Source organism: Achromobacter sp. RT286_PF, from assembly GCF_059760425.1.
Genome location: NZ_JCBAMR010000005.1, coordinates 197,708 through 210,772, shown reverse-complemented (window position 1 = coordinate 210,772; position 13,065 = coordinate 197,708). Strand labels below are relative to the sequence as shown.

The 13,065-nt window shown below is 64.0% G+C and carries 12 protein-coding genes and 1 pseudogene; 9 read left to right on the top strand and 4 right to left on the bottom strand.

The genetic code is table 11. The features are described 5' to 3' along the window. Nucleotides 1–94: 94 nt before the first annotated feature. Together AC6LJY_RS07115 and AC6LJY_RS07110 are read left to right on the top strand one after the other, a co-directional pair. Nucleotides 95–523, top strand: a complete 429-nt coding sequence (locus AC6LJY_RS07115) for a DUF2231 domain-containing protein (protein ID WP_104145302.1) — start codon at nt 95–97, stop codon at nt 521–523. Next, a pseudogene (locus tag AC6LJY_RS07110) lies at nt 520–1,797 on the top strand (PQQ-dependent sugar dehydrogenase); the annotation flags it as partial. The gene AC6LJY_RS07115 and the pseudogene AC6LJY_RS07110, both read left to right, overlap by 4 nt. Nucleotides 1,798–2,020: 223 nt before the next feature. Here AC6LJY_RS07110 and AC6LJY_RS07105 read toward each other — a convergent pair. Then, on the bottom strand, nt 2,021–2,482 hold the full coding sequence (locus AC6LJY_RS07105; protein WP_314355771.1) for a VOC family protein: 462 nt from the start codon (nt 2,480–2,482) through the stop codon (nt 2,021–2,023). 204 nt (nt 2,483–2,686) lie between these two features. Between AC6LJY_RS07105 and AC6LJY_RS07100 the strand changes: the two genes are divergently transcribed. Further along, nucleotides 2,687–3,709, top strand: coding sequence for a MerR family transcriptional regulator (locus AC6LJY_RS07100; RefSeq protein ID WP_498135607.1), 1,023 nt, complete (start codon nt 2,687–2,689; stop codon nt 3,707–3,709). 24 nt (nt 3,710–3,733) lie between these two features. On the opposite strand, the gene AC6LJY_RS07095 is transcribed toward AC6LJY_RS07100, so the two are convergent. Continuing rightward, the gene (locus AC6LJY_RS07095; protein WP_498135606.1) at nt 3,734–4,990 is read right to left on the bottom strand and encodes a hypothetical protein; all 1,257 of its coding nucleotides are present in this window, start codon (nt 4,988–4,990) and stop codon (nt 3,734–3,736) included. A 343-nt stretch (nt 4,991–5,333) separates the two neighbouring features. Between AC6LJY_RS07095 and AC6LJY_RS07090 the strand changes: the two genes are divergently transcribed. The 4 genes from AC6LJY_RS07090 to AC6LJY_RS07075 all read left to right on the top strand — a co-directional run bounded on the left by AC6LJY_RS07090 (nt 5,334) and on the right by AC6LJY_RS07075 (nt 9,752). Beyond that, the gene (locus AC6LJY_RS07090) at nt 5,334–6,479 is read left to right on the top strand and encodes a muconate/chloromuconate family cycloisomerase (RefSeq protein WP_498135605.1); all 1,146 of its coding nucleotides are present in this window, start codon (nt 5,334–5,336) and stop codon (nt 6,477–6,479) included. A gap of 83 nt (nt 6,480–6,562) precedes the next feature. Further along, nucleotides 6,563–7,498 carry a catechol 1,2-dioxygenase gene (gene catA / locus AC6LJY_RS07085; protein WP_314355775.1) on the top strand — a complete coding sequence of 312 codons (936 nt, stop codon included), beginning with the start codon at nt 6,563–6,565 and terminating at the stop codon, nt 7,496–7,498. 115 nt (nt 7,499–7,613) lie between these two features. Beyond that, on the top strand, nt 7,614–8,957 hold the full coding sequence (locus AC6LJY_RS07080) for an MFS transporter (RefSeq protein ID WP_485132903.1): 1,344 nt from the start codon (nt 7,614–7,616) through the stop codon (nt 8,955–8,957). A gap of 15 nt (nt 8,958–8,972) precedes the next feature. Beyond that, a complete protein-coding gene (locus AC6LJY_RS07075) occupies nt 8,973–9,752 on the top strand; it encodes a 1,6-dihydroxycyclohexa-2,4-diene-1-carboxylate dehydrogenase (protein WP_046806384.1) in 780 nt (259 codons plus the stop codon). Here AC6LJY_RS07075 and AC6LJY_RS07070 read toward each other — a convergent pair. Beyond that, entirely contained in the window at nt 9,744–10,949 is a 1,206-nt protein-coding gene (locus AC6LJY_RS07070) for an MFS transporter (RefSeq protein ID WP_498135604.1), read from the bottom strand. The genes AC6LJY_RS07075 and AC6LJY_RS07070 overlap by 9 nt on opposite strands. Before the next feature lie 306 nt (nt 10,950–11,255). Between AC6LJY_RS07070 and AC6LJY_RS07065 the strand changes: the two genes are divergently transcribed. Together AC6LJY_RS07065 and AC6LJY_RS07060 are read left to right on the top strand one after the other, a co-directional pair. Next, nucleotides 11,256–11,840: a GTP cyclohydrolase II gene (locus AC6LJY_RS07065; protein ID WP_498135630.1), complete on the top strand. Its 585-nt coding sequence runs from the start codon at nt 11,256–11,258 to the stop codon at nt 11,838–11,840. A 152-nt stretch (nt 11,841–11,992) separates the two neighbouring features. Continuing rightward, complete coding sequence (locus AC6LJY_RS07060) at nt 11,993–12,559, top strand: dihydrofolate reductase family protein (protein WP_498135603.1); 567 nt, start codon at nt 11,993–11,995, stop codon at nt 12,557–12,559. Here the strand turns inward: AC6LJY_RS07060 and AC6LJY_RS07055 are convergent. Beyond that, on the bottom strand, nt 12,506–13,030 hold the full coding sequence (locus AC6LJY_RS07055) for a hypothetical protein (protein WP_498135602.1): 525 nt from the start codon (nt 13,028–13,030) through the stop codon (nt 12,506–12,508). The genes AC6LJY_RS07060 and AC6LJY_RS07055 overlap by 54 nt on opposite strands. Between the last annotated feature and the right edge of the window lie 35 nt (nt 13,031–13,065).

Sequence of the window (13,065 nt, the reverse complement as noted above, 5' to 3'; positions counted from 1 at the left end):
TGCTGGGCTTTTTTGTTGTGAAGCCGGGAACGGCAATTGCTGCCGACGTCGATGTTTCCGCGCGTGAGTCCGCTACTTTAAGAGGCGATCAGACGTGACCCAACTTATCGAAAACAGATATGCCCTGACCGTGCACCCCGTGCCGGCAGTCTTCCTGGCGGGCATGTTCCCGTGGTTTCTAGGCGCCGCGCTGGCCGATGCCGCCTATGCGCAGTCTTTTCACATCCAGTGGAATAATTTCGCGTCGTGGCTGATCATCGGCGGCCTGGTGTTCGGCGGCATCGCGCTGCTGTTCGCCATCGTGGATCTTTTCCGGGCCTATCAGCGCGCACGCGGCATCGTTCCGTACACGGTGGTGCTGTTGGCCACCTGGGTGTTGGGCATTATCAACGCCTTGATCCACGCGCGCGATGCCTGGGCGAGCATGCCGCTGGGCTTGATTCTGTCGGTGATCGTGGCGGTGCTTGCGTGCGCCGCGATCTGGCTGGGCTTTCGCACGCCGCACATCAGAGGGGCCAAATGAAACACGCCAGCTTGCTTGCCGTTATCCCGCTTGCCGCCGCAGCCGGAATTTGCCTGGCCCAGGGCCAGCCGTCTCAGGTCGGACCCGCGCCGGAACTACCCAAGCCCGAGCAGGGGCTGCTGCCTGACATGGTCATCGCCAAACCCGCGGACTGGGGCGACAAGATGCCCACGGTGCCAGAGGGCTACAAGATCACCGCCATCGCCAAGGACCTGAAAATACCGCGCCAGACGCTGGTATTGCCCAATGGCGACATCCTGGTGGCAGAGGGCAGGGGAGGCAATGCGCCCAAGCTCAAGCCCAAGGACGTCATTGCCGGCATCATCAAGGCGCGCGGCACCAGTTCGGTAAAAGGCGGCAACCGCCTGACCTTGCTGCGCGATGCCGATGGTGACGGCACCTACTCGGCCTCGACGTTCGCGGAAAATCTGGACGCGCCCTATGGCCTGGCATTGATCGACAACAAGCTTTATGTCGCCAACCAGGGCGCCTTGGTTCGCTTTGACTACCAACCGGGCCAGACACGGGCCAGCGGCCCGCCTGAAACCGTGACCGAGTTGCCGTCCGAGATCAATCACCACTGGACCAAAGCGCTGGCCGCCAGCGCCGACGGTCAGCATTTGTACGTGGGCATCGGCTCTAACAGCAACATCACGGAACGCGGCATGGACGTGGAAGCGGACCGCGCGCGAATCTGGCAGATCAACGCCCGCACGGGCGAACACAAGGTCTACGCCACGGGGCTGCGCAATCCCACCGCGTTGACGATTGAACCGGGCTCCGGGCAGCTGTGGGCCGTGGTGAACGAGCGCGACGAGCTGGGTCCGAACCTGGTTCCCGACTATTTGACCGCCGTGCAGGCGGGTGCCTTCTACGGTTGGCCGTATAGCTACTGGGGGCAGAATATCGATGACCGCGTGCGCCCGCAAAACCCGGACAAGGTGGCGGCCGCCATCAAACCGGACTACAGCCTGGGCGCGCACGTGGCGGCCCTGGGCGTTGATTTTTCGTCCGAGGCGATGGGCGCAAAATTCGCCAATGGCGTGTTCGTCGGCGAACACGGCAGCTGGAACCGCAGCGACCCGGTGGGCTACAAGGTCGTCTTTGTGCCGTTCCGCGACGGGCGCCCGTCCGGTCCGCCGCAGGACTTTGTGGCAGGCTTTCGGGATAGCGACGGCACCACGCGCGGCCGCCCGGTAGGCGTGACGGTAGACCCGAAGGGCGCGCTGATCGTGGCGGACGACCTGGCAAACGTGATCTGGCGTATCACGCCGACGTCGGAAGCGGGGGCCGGGGCAGGCAAAGGCCCGGGCTCAGGAACCGGCACAGGCACAGGCACAGGCACAGGCACAGGCACAGGCACAGGCACAGGCACAGGCTCCGGTTCCAGCCCAAGCGCGGCCCCAACCCCAAGCTCAGCCCCAAGCTCCGGCCCAGCCCCCAGCCCAGGCTCCCCCCAGCAACCCGCCACCGCGCCGCAATAGGATCAACGTCAGGTCAAGCCGCCGCTGCAACAGATAGCGCAACGGTCGCCACGGGCCGGTCGCCTATCCATTCGGAAAAACGCAGCAGATAGCCGTCGGGGTCCTGCACCAGGAATTGCTGGACCCCGATCTCGATCTGCCCGTTTCGATACCAACGTTGCTGCATCGCCCGGTACATCGGCCAGTCCGCCGCCAGCAGCCGTTCGTATAACGGCCCGATGGACTTCACCTTGATCTCAAAATTCACACCCCGCCCCAATGGCGCTTGCAGCGGGGCGGTGATCCAGCCATCGTCTCCCCGGATCTCGTCCAGCATGAACTGCGCGCCGTCCCGATCCAGAAACACAAAACCCTCTTCCTCGCGCTGGTAGACGACCTCGAATCCACACAGGTCGATCCAGAAGCGCCGGCTTTGCGCCATGTCTCGAACCATCAGCTCCGGGACCAGGCGCGCTCGGTACGATTTATCTTCCATCGTCTCTCCTCGTGTCTCGATTCGTTGGGCCGCCATGATATCGCCCGGCGGCGTTGCGCGGTCACCCCGCGTGTGACGTTTCCGGCACGTTTCGGCGGCCGGCAGTACATACAGCACCCATGTCGCCACAGGACTTGCAGCACGGCTTGACCCTCACGTAACGTGATGGCCCAGAGTTTGGCCTGCGCATTCGAAGGAGGGAACATGCAGCTGACCGTAGGAGAACTGGCAAAGCGTAGCGGGCTGACCGTGCGCACGCTTCACCACTATCACGCGATTGGTTTGCTGACGCCTTCAGCGCGCGCCGACAACGGCTATCGCCTGTACGGTCGCGACGAAATTGCCCGTCTGCATCAGATTCAGGCATTGCGTTGCTTCGGATTGGCGTTGGCGGAAATCGGCGCCTACCTGGACCAGCCCGGCGTTCCCTTGGCGGACGTGATCTCTCGGCAGATTGCCATGCTGGACCGTCAGATGCAGCAGGCCGCGTGCTTGCGCGAGCGCTTGGCGCAACTGCACGGGCAGTTGACGGACGGCACGGAGCCCGAGCTGGCCGATTGGCTAAAAACTCTGGAAATGATGACTATGTACGATAACTATTTTTCGCCTGAAGAACTGGCGCGCCTGCCCATGTACACGCGTGGGCCGGACGGCGACCCGGACTGGCTTGCGTTGGTTCAGCAAGTGCGCCAGCAGATGGATCAGGGCGTGGCGCCCGAGGACGCCAAGCCACGCGAGCTTGCCCGGCGCTGGATGGAACTGCTGCTGCGCGATACCAACGGCGATCCGCGCTTGTTGGTGAAGCTCAATCGCATGCACGAGCAGGAACCCGGCATGCAGACGCACGTCGGCATTTCCAAAGCCATGCGCGACTATGTGCTGCGCGCCTTCTCGGAAAGCAAACTGCTGATCTACGAAAAACACCTGGCGCCGGACGAAGCCCGGTTCATGCGCGAACATTACGGCGACCGGATCTCGGAATGGCCGTCGCTGATCGCTGAGGTCCGAAACGCCATCGATGCGGGCGTGGCGCCCGATTCGGAAACCGGCCAGGCTCTGGCGCGGCAGTGGCTGGAACTGTTCAGTTCGTACGCGGGCAAGGACCCGGCCACACACGCCAAGTTCCGGCAGGCGTTGATGACCGAGCCCGAGTTGACCGCCGGCACCTGGGCCGACGGGGCGACGCTGACGTTCATGCGGCAGGCGATGGGGGCGCTGGCCAAGTAAGCCAAGCCCTCAGCCGTACCGGTGCTAGCCCGGCGGGCGCGGCGTTACCAGCTTGATCTCGTCGATCTGGCTGGCATAGCTGGCGCCTTGCAGCAGCAGCACCGTTTGCGGGTTGCCCTGGCGCCGGTCGATCCATTGCGATTGGGTCCCCGGCGTCTTTTTGCGGAACTGGATGTCGTAATCGGCGGCGGCGTTGTCGTAAGGCAGGCGCACATCGATCCAGCTTTCGCCCAGCAGGCGGTTGACCGTGCGACGGCCATCGCCGATTTTCAGGCCGACGATGCTGCCCGTGAACGGCGCGCGCACGGTGATGGTGTCCACCTTGCCGGCAAAGTCGAACACCAGCTCCATGCCCCGATCCGAAAAGTCCAGCTTGGTTTTGCCGGACTTGCCCGCGGGCACGGGCATGGCCGTGGTGCCAAAGGCCGTTTGCACCTGGCTGATCGAATCGCCCAGCCACACGCCCAGGCCGGTCGTCACCAGCGTGTCGTCGCCCGCGCCTGCCGGTTTGTCGCCAAAGCGTTCGCGATAGGCGGCGGTTTGCACGGCCAGGTTGGCGCGGTCGCGCAGAACGTCGCCGGCCAGCCAGTTGCTCATGAAGTCGCGCATCGGCTCGCCTTGGCAGTCAAAGCGGTCCGACGCGTTGCGCGCCGCCAGTTGCTGCGCTTTTTCGACGTAGGCCTTGTCTTTATCGGTCAGCAGCGCGGGGATCTCGTCCAGCACGAAACGTTTGCCGGGGTTGTTGCACTTTTCGGCATACAGGTTGTAAAGCGTGGCGTTGGCGTGGATACGCGCCAGCGACGTGGCGATGTCATCACGCAGCAGCACCTGGCTGACCGTGGCCGAGCGTTGCTCGGTGCGTGCGCGCACGTCCTTGTCCAGCTCGCTTGCCAGGGATTTCGGACGCGGCTCGCTGGGGCCGAACAGCCGGCTTTGCAGGTTTTCAATCGACTGGCCGACGTTGACGTTGTACAGGCCGGCGCTTTGGCCGATCTGGAAAATGCACAGCAGACCCGCCGCCACGCACAGCACCGTGCGCGGCCACCCGCGCGCGGGCTCGCCGTACGAGCCGTCGTTCTTGAGCATCTTTGCCGCCATCACCAAACCGGCAATAGCCAGGATCAGGCCCAGGATATTGAAACGGGTGTCCTGCACCACCATGCCGTTCACCGAAGCCTGCTGGGTCGTACCCATGAATAGCCAGAAAGGCAGCATGCCCAGAAGCAGCGCGAAGAACGGGCGGCGCAGTCGATGCCAAAGGCCGGGGGTGTTCTGACTCATATCGCAGGGTCTCTCTGTCTTGGTTTCGAGGACCCGCATTATTAACTGGATCGGCGTCACCGTTTTTTCCTTTCAAAGGGCTGCGGTGTGGGCGTGCATATCAGAAAGGTATGAGACGCCTGGGTATGGCGCGCGTGCGTTTCGCGTGTGAGTCATCGATTTTCACTGATGGTAAACCCGTATGGATCCCGGAATTCCGTAGCGGTGAAGCATCCGGTTCACCCAGGAAATTCCGCCATATATACCGTCAAGGTATCAATTTGGACGTTCAAAGTATTGGACGATAAAAGTGCGTCGGACCTATAAATCCACATCCCGACCCTTAACCATTCCTGTGCCGAACATGCCCGTAGCAACTATCGAACGCATCGAAACGTCTCTTGTCGACCTCCCGACCATTCGGCCTCACAAGCTGTCCGTGGCCACGATGCACGGGCAGACGCTGATGCTTGTTCGCGTGGTGTGCAGCGATGGCGTCGAGGGTATCGGTGAAGGCACCACCATTGCCGGCATGGCGTACGGGCCGGAAAGCCCCGAGGCCATGAAGCTGGCCATCGACGCCTACTTCGCGCCCGCGATGATCGGCCAGGACGCCACCCGCATTCAGGCGCTGATGGCGCACGTGGGCAAGCTGGTCAAGGTGAACCACTTTGCCAAGAGCGCGCTGGAAACGGCGTTGCTGGATGCGCAAGGCAAGCGCCTGGGTGTGCCCGTCAGCGAACTGCTGGGCGGGCGCCGCCGTGACCGCCTGCCGGTGGCCTGGACGCTGGCCTCGGGCGATACCGCCCGCGACATCGCCGAAGCCGAGCAAATGCTGGATACGCGGCGACATCGGATTTTCAAGTTGAAGATTGGCAGCAGGGACCCGAAGGTCGACATCCAGCATGTGGCCGATATCAAAAGCGCGCTGGGCGACCGGGCGTCGGTGCGGGTGGACGTCAACATGGCGTGGAGCGAGACGCAGGCCGCATGGGCCATCCCGGCGCTTGCGCAAGTGGGCTGTGAACTGGTCGAGCAGCCCGTGGCCAGCGCCGTGTCGTTGGCGCGATTGATGCGCCGCTTTCCCGTCGCCTTGATGGCCGACGAAGTGCTGCAAGGCCCCGAAAGCGCTTTCGAGATCGCGCGGGGGCACGGCGCGGATGTGTTCGCTATCAAGATCGAACAGAACGGCGGCCTGTTTGCCGCCCAGCGCGTCGCCGCGATTGCCGATGCGGCGGGTATAGAACTGTACGGCGGCACGATGCTGGAAGGCGCCGTCAGCACCATTGCCGCCGCGCATCTGTTCGCCACCTTTGCGCAACTGCAATGGGGCACGGAATTGTTCGGCCCCTTGCTCATCACCGAAGAGATTTTGACGCAGCCGCTGGATTACAGCGACTTCGAACTGACCGTGCCCAAGGGCCCCGGCCTGGGCATTGAACTGGACGAAGCCCGCATCAAACGCTTTACGCGTGACGGGCTGATCAAGGTGACGGACAAACGGCATTGATCGCGGGCGTTGTGCCCCGCGTGCAGCGAAACGCTAGCGATACCCCAGCGATACCCCAGCGATACCCAAACGGAGACAAAATCATGAGCCTCAACATTTTTAACAGCAAGGAAGTGCAGGACCTGCTGACCGCCGCCTCGAACGTGGAAGGCGGCGAGGGCACGCCGCGCTTCAAGCAGATCGTGCACCGCCTGTTAAGCGATCTTTTCAAGGCCATTGACGACCTGGACATCACGCCGGACGAGGTCTGGGCGGGCGTGAACTACCTGAACAAGCTGGGCAGCGACGGCGAAGCCGCGTTGCTGGCGGCCGGGTTGGGCCTGGAAAAGTACCTGGACATCCGCATGGACGAAGAGGACAAGCGGGCGGGCCTGGACGGCGGCACGCCGCGCACCATTGAAGGCCCGTTGTATGTAGCGGGTGCGCCGCTGCGCGACGGTGTGTCGCGCATAGATCTGGACCCGGACGACGCCGCCGGCCCGCTGGTGATTCGCGGCGTGGTCACCGATACCAATGGCGCGCCGCTGGCCAATGCGGTCGTCGAATGCTGGCACGCCAACTCCAACGGCTTCTACTCGCACTTCGACCCCACCGGCGCGCAAACCGATTTCAACCTGCGCGGCGCCGTCAAGACCGGCCCCAATGGCGAATACGAATTCCGCACGCTGATGCCCGTCGGCTACGGCTGTCCGCCGCAGGGCGCCACCCAGCAACTGCTGGACTCGCTGGGCCGCCACGGCAACCGCCCCGCGCACGTGCACTTCTTCGTCAGCGCCGACCAGCACCGCAAGCTGACCACGCAATTCAACATCGAAGGCGACCCGCTCATCTGGGACGACTTTGCCTATGCCACGCGTGAAGGCCTGATTCCGCCGGTGGTTGAAAAAGCCGGCGGCGACAAGCTGGGTTTGAAGGCCGATACCTACAAGGAAATCGAATTCAACTTTGCGTTGACCAGCCTGTTGCAAGGCAAGGACAACCAGATCGTGAACCGCCTGCGCGCCAGCGCCCAGGCGTAATCGCCCACGGCCTCGCGCGGCGATGCGCGGGGCCTTTTATTTCCGCATTGCAGTGCAGTCTTGACCACATACCAATAACGCATAACGCACCAAGCGAAATCACGAGGGGACTTTCATGTCAGCAACGCTATCCATACCCAGCCTGATCGATAAGAATCGAATGAGCGCCTTCCAATGGCGCGTCTTGATTCTGTGTTTTTTGATTGCCCTGTTCGACGGCTTTGACACGCAGGCCATGGCCTTTACCGGCCCCGCGATTCTGGTGGCCTTCAAGCTTCAGTCGGGCGAACTGGCGCCCATTCTTACTGCCGGCATCGTGGGCATGACCGTGGGCGCCATGCTGTTGGGCCTGGTGGGCGACCGCATCGGCCGACGGCCCGCCGCCTTGATGGGTGTTGCCGTATTTGGTGTGGCGACGCTGATGACGGCCGGTGCCACCGAGACCTGGCAGATCCTGGCGCTGCGCTTCATTGCCGGCCTGGGCATGGGCGGCTGCACGCCTATCGTGCTGGCGTTGGCTGCCGAGTATGCCCCCGCGCGCTTGCGCGGCACCGTCATCACCGGCGTGCTGCTGGGCCTGCCCGCCGGCGCCATGCTGGGCGGCCTGCTGGCCGCGCGCATGCTGCCCGTGATTGGCTGGCAAGGCATCTTCATCGTGGGCGGCGTTGCGCCGTTGCTGTTGCTGCTTGCGTTGTTCGTGCTGCTGCCCGAATCGTTGCAATTCAAGGCCATGCGCGGCGATGCCGCCGGACAAAGCTATGTGGCCCGCATCCTTGCCAGGATCTCGGGCCAGCCGCTGCCTGCTGGCACGCGCTTTACCGTGCCGGAAGACGCCACGATCCGCGCCAGCGTCAAGGCGTTGTTCGCCGATGGCTATGCGCGCAAGACCATCGCAATCTGGTCCATCTATCTGCTTAATTGGGTGGCGTGGTTCATGCTGCTGTCGTGGTTGCCCACCGTGCTCAAGGCCGCCGGGCTGCCCGCCGACCAGGCGCCCATGGGCACGTTCACCGTGAACCTGGTGTTCATCGTCTGCGCGATTCCCTTGTCTTACCTGATGCCGCGCGTGCCGACGCGTTCGTTGCTCATCGCCATGTTCGCGTTGGGTATCGCGGTGTCGTTGGGCCTGGGCTACGCGGGCACCGACTGGACGATGGTCTTCATTCTGGTGGGGGCAGCCGGCCTGGGTATCGGCGGCCAGCAACTGGCGCTGAACTACCTGGTGATTGGCGCTTATCCCACCGCGCTGCGCGCCACGGCCACGGGCTGGTCCATCGGCGTGGGACGTGCCGGCGCCATCATCGGCTCGGCCATCGGCGGCAGCTTCCTGGGCTGGTTCGGCCCGTCGGGCTTCTTCCTGGCGCTGGCCGTTCCGCTGGCGGGCGCCTTGCTGGCCGTGCTGCTTGTCGACACGAAAACGTCGCGGCCCGTGCCGGGCGAACTGTCGCGCGCCCACTAAATAAAAAGGCGTTTCATGAACCGTTTTGAAGATCAGATTGCATTGGTGACGGGCGCCGCCCAGGGGGTGGGGCGCGCGACGGCGCGGCGGCTCGCCGCCGAGGGCGCCAGCGTGGTCCTTGTTGACCGCGCCGCCGACCTGGGCGCGGCCGTGGCCCGCGAGATCCGCGAGGCGGGCGGCCGCGCTTCCTTCATCAGCGCCGACCTGGAGACCCATGCCGGTGCGCAGGCGATGGTGGAGTACACGCTGGACACTCACGGCCGCATCGACGTGTCGGTGCACAACGTGGGCGGCACCATCTGGATGAAACCGTTCTGGGAATACACCCCGGACGAGATGCAGCGCGAGGTCAACCGCTCGCTGTGGCCGACGCTATGGTCATGCCGCGAAGTCATTCCGGTGATGCGCAAGCAAGGCCGCGGCGCCATCGTCAACGTGGGCTCGAACGCCACGCGCGGCATCTACCGCGTGCCGTACTCGGCGTCCAAGGGCGGCGTGCACGCCGCCACCATTTGCATGGCGCTGGAGCTTGCCGAAAGCGGCGTCCGCGTCAATTGCGTGTCGCCCGGCGCGCTGGACAACGGCGTGCGCGCCATCCCGCGCAACACCGAGCCGCCGTCGGAACAAGACCAGGCCTGGCAACGCGAGATGTATACGGATTGCCTGGCGACCACGCCGATGCACCGCATGGGCAGCATGGAAGAGGTCGCCGCCGCCATCTGCTTCATGGCGGCGCCGGAAGCGTCGTACATCACGGGGCAGGTGATGTACGTGGCGGGCGGGCATTTAGGGTAGGGCAGCGGGTTTGCGCCGCAGCATGACCGGTATGAAGCACGCCAGACCCAATAGCGGGCCAGGCAGCAGATACCAGGCCACGCTTGCGCCCAGCATCGGAAAGCCATGCGTCACCAAGGTGATTGAAAATACGGTGATCAAAAAGCCGATGCTGTTCTGGATTGCCAGCGCCCCGCCCACCAGTTCCGGCGGGCAGGCGCGCGCGGATATCGCGGAGAACTGCGGCGAGTCAGACACGACCGTCAGGCCCCATAGCAGCAATATCGGAACACAAAGCCCCATGCCGAAGGGCCTGGCAAACGGATAGGCAAGACACATCAAGCCGGATACGCCCAACGATGCCGCTGCCACGATCGGGCTGCCCACGCGTTGGCTTAATCGGCCGCCGATGATGCTGCCCAATGCGCCGATGCCGATAATGGAAAACGACAAGGCCGGTGCCAGTGCAGGCCGTGTATCGGCGGCGACCTCCGTCGTGCTTATCAAGTCGTGCACGAAAAAGGGAACCAAGGTCCAAAACGCGTACAGCTCCCACATGTGCCCGAAGTAGCCTAGCGCCGACGCACGAAACTGCCTGCCCTTGAAAGCGGTGAGCGCCATGCCCCATCCCACCCGCGACGCTTGCGCGCGGGGCAGATACGGCCCGTCCCCCAAGGCCTGAACCAACGCGCCGCCGGCAATGGCCAGCAGACTGGAAGCCAGCACCACCTCGTGCCAGGACAGGGCGCCGCCGCCGGCCCGCACGGCGTGGGGCAGGGCGGTGCCCAGCGTCAGCATGCCCACCAGTAAACCCAATGTGGATCCGGCGGCGGTCTGGGTCCAGCCGATCACCATTTTCATGCCCAGGGGGTAGATTCCCGCCAGGCAGATACCGACGGCAAAGCGTAGCGCCAGGCCTTCCGTGAAATCCGACGCGAACCAGGCGAAGCAGGCGTTCAATATGGCGCCCAGATAACAGGCGCCGGCGAACAGTCTGCTGGCCGGGTAGCGGTCCGCCACGCCGCTGGCGGCCAGGACCAATGTGCCCAGAATGAAACCGATCTGCGTTGCGCCCGTCAGTTGGCCGAACTGGGCAGTGCTAAGCGCCCATTCGGCCGAAAGGCTGGCCGCCGCGCTATTCGGGCTGAACCACAACGATGTACCGCATAGTTCCGCCACGACGATCAGCGCGAGAGGGTAGCGAAGCAACACGTTCATGGAAGCTCCAGCTTTGGGCCTGGGGTCGGTTCGTGTCGGGGTTCGGGTCCGGGTCCGGGTCCGGGGTCGACATCCCCGTCGGAGTTACGCTAAGAATCTACGCCGATCCCGCCTTGAACGTGAACAAAAAATCCCCTGATCGCCCCGCCGCCCGGCTTTGCGCGCCAGCTTCCGGGGGATGACGTCGGGTATACAATCGTCGGCAACCCTTTAACACGCGAGTTCCCCGTAGTGAGCGACACATCAAATACCCCCACCGCTGCCTTGCTGGATGGGGCCACAGTGCGGACAGAGGTGTGCTTGCCGATGCGGCTGCTGGACGGGCGGGACGTCCAGGCGCAGGTTTACACCTTTCATGGTCTTGCCGACGGCAAAGAGCACATCGCCCTGAAGTTCGGCAAGCCGGGCGCGGCGCCCCTGGTGCGCCTGCATTCCGAATGCCTGACCGGCGACGTGTTCGGATCCCTGCGCTGTGATTGCGGCCCGCAGCTGCACGAAGCGCTGCGCCTGCTGAACAACGAAGGCGGTTACCTGCTGTACCTGCGCCAGGAAGGGCGCGGCATCGGCCTGTATTCCAAGCTTGATGCGTATCGCCTGCAAGAGCAGGGGCGCGATACCTACGCCGCCGACCGCGAGCTGGGCCACGGCACGGATGCCCGCGACTACACAGCGGCCGCGCAGATGCTGCGCGCCTTGGGGCTCCAGCGTATCGAGCTGCTTAGCAACAATCCCGACAAGTCGTCGCAGCTGGAGCAGCACGGCATCCAGGTGGCAAGCCGGCTGACGGGCGTACACGCCAACCCGCATAACGTCGGCTACCTGCGCGCCAAGGCCACGCAGACGCATCACGTGCTGGCAACGATTCTTCCGAACTTTCCGGTCGGCGCCTAACGTCAGAATCAAAGCATCGACCCCAGGGCTGGCGTAGGCAATGGGGAGCAGAGCAGGGCACCGCGAAGGCGTGCATCCGGCCGCCTTCGCGGTGCGGATTCATTCCAGCACCCCGGCGAGCGTGACGGCGCCTATTTTCGGAAACCGACATCATGGGAATGCTGACTTTCGCTTTCAACGTCACTCTTGACGGCTGCGTAGACCACCGAGAAGGCATCGTTAACGAGGAAACGCATGCCTTCTTCACCCGGCTGATGGACGAGTGCGGGGCGATGCTGTGGGGCCGCGTCACCTACGAGATGATGGAAGCCTACTGGCCGGCGGTCGCCCGGGGCGACGTGGACGCATCACCGGCCATGCGCGAGTGGGCCATCAAGCTACAGGCCAAGCCGAAATACGTGGCGTCCTCGACGCGAAAAGACTACCCGTGGACCAACAGCCACCACCTGGCGGACGAGCTGCGCGCCGGCGTACAGAAGCTGAAGAACGCCACGCCGGACGGCGTATTGCTGGGCAGCGGCCGGCTTGCCACCGAGTTGGACCGGCTGGACCTGATCGACGAATACCAATTCCTGGTGCACCCGATAATCGCCGGGCACGGTCCCACTCTGTTCGAGGGCGGGCCGCCCGGCTCGCGACGGCTTGAGCTGATTTCCGCCAAGCCGCTACGAGGCGGCGCCGTCGCCATGCACTACCGGCGCGTGCCCGGCTTGCTGTAGCCGCCACTTCGGGATCTGATATTCGTATCGGGCGGCGTCCAGCGTTTGGTACCGGGCGAACCAAGGCGCCATGTACTGCTCGATATCCTGCGGCAGCGTTGCCAGCCATGCGCGTAAATCTTCGGGTTCGCACAGCACCCCCGGCGCGCCGCTGGCAAGCGTGTCTTCCGGGACCAGGCCCTTTCCGGGCACCAGGTAGGCGCGGCGATAGAGGCGGCCCTTGTCCCAGATTTCGGGGGGTACATAGACCGGCCAGCCACCTTCATGCGGCACGGAAACATAAACGCCGATCGAGACCAACTGCCGATTCTCGAAGGAATCCTTGTAGCGGTTCAGCACCAGCCCCTGTTCCACCTCGCCAACCATGCGCCACAGGCAACGCTTACGCTTTTTGCGCCAACCGGCGAACGCGGGGTGAGGGCGCAAGACGTCCATGAATCCGTCTTCGATCAGTGCAAAATCCAGGGGCATTTTCAGGGTCCGGTCGGGGGGCGAGTTGGGCTGGG

What these genes read in the sequence shown, in the direction of transcription:
- AC6LJY_RS07100 (WP_498135607.1), top strand. Translation starts at nt 2,687, where the DNA reads ATGCAGCTGACCGTAGGAGAACTGGCAAAGCGTAGCGGGCTGACCGTG.
- AC6LJY_RS07065 (WP_498135630.1), top strand. Translation starts at nt 11,256, where the DNA reads ATGCGGCTGCTGGACGGGCGGGACGTCCAGGCGCAGGTTTACACCTTT.
- AC6LJY_RS07055 (WP_498135602.1), bottom strand. Translation starts at nt 13,030, where the DNA reads ATGCCCCTGGATTTTGCACTGATCGAAGACGGATTCATGGACGTCTTG.
- AC6LJY_RS07105 (WP_314355771.1), bottom strand. Translation starts at nt 2,482, where the DNA reads ATGGAAGATAAATCGTACCGAGCGCGCCTGGTCCCGGAGCTGATGGTT.
- AC6LJY_RS07095 (WP_498135606.1), bottom strand. Translation starts at nt 4,990, where the DNA reads ATGAGTCAGAACACCCCCGGCCTTTGGCATCGACTGCGCCGCCCGTTC.
- AC6LJY_RS07070 (WP_498135604.1), bottom strand. Translation starts at nt 10,949, where the DNA reads ATGAACGTGTTGCTTCGCTACCCTCTCGCGCTGATCGTCGTGGCGGAA.
- AC6LJY_RS07075 (WP_046806384.1), top strand. Translation starts at nt 8,973, where the DNA reads ATGAACCGTTTTGAAGATCAGATTGCATTGGTGACGGGCGCCGCCCAG.
- AC6LJY_RS07060 (WP_498135603.1), top strand. Translation starts at nt 11,993, where the DNA reads ATGGGAATGCTGACTTTCGCTTTCAACGTCACTCTTGACGGCTGCGTA.
- AC6LJY_RS07080 (WP_485132903.1), top strand. Translation starts at nt 7,614, where the DNA reads ATGTCAGCAACGCTATCCATACCCAGCCTGATCGATAAGAATCGAATG.
- catA (WP_314355775.1), top strand. Translation starts at nt 6,563, where the DNA reads ATGAGCCTCAACATTTTTAACAGCAAGGAAGTGCAGGACCTGCTGACC.
- AC6LJY_RS07090 (WP_498135605.1), top strand. Translation starts at nt 5,334, where the DNA reads ATGCCCGTAGCAACTATCGAACGCATCGAAACGTCTCTTGTCGACCTC.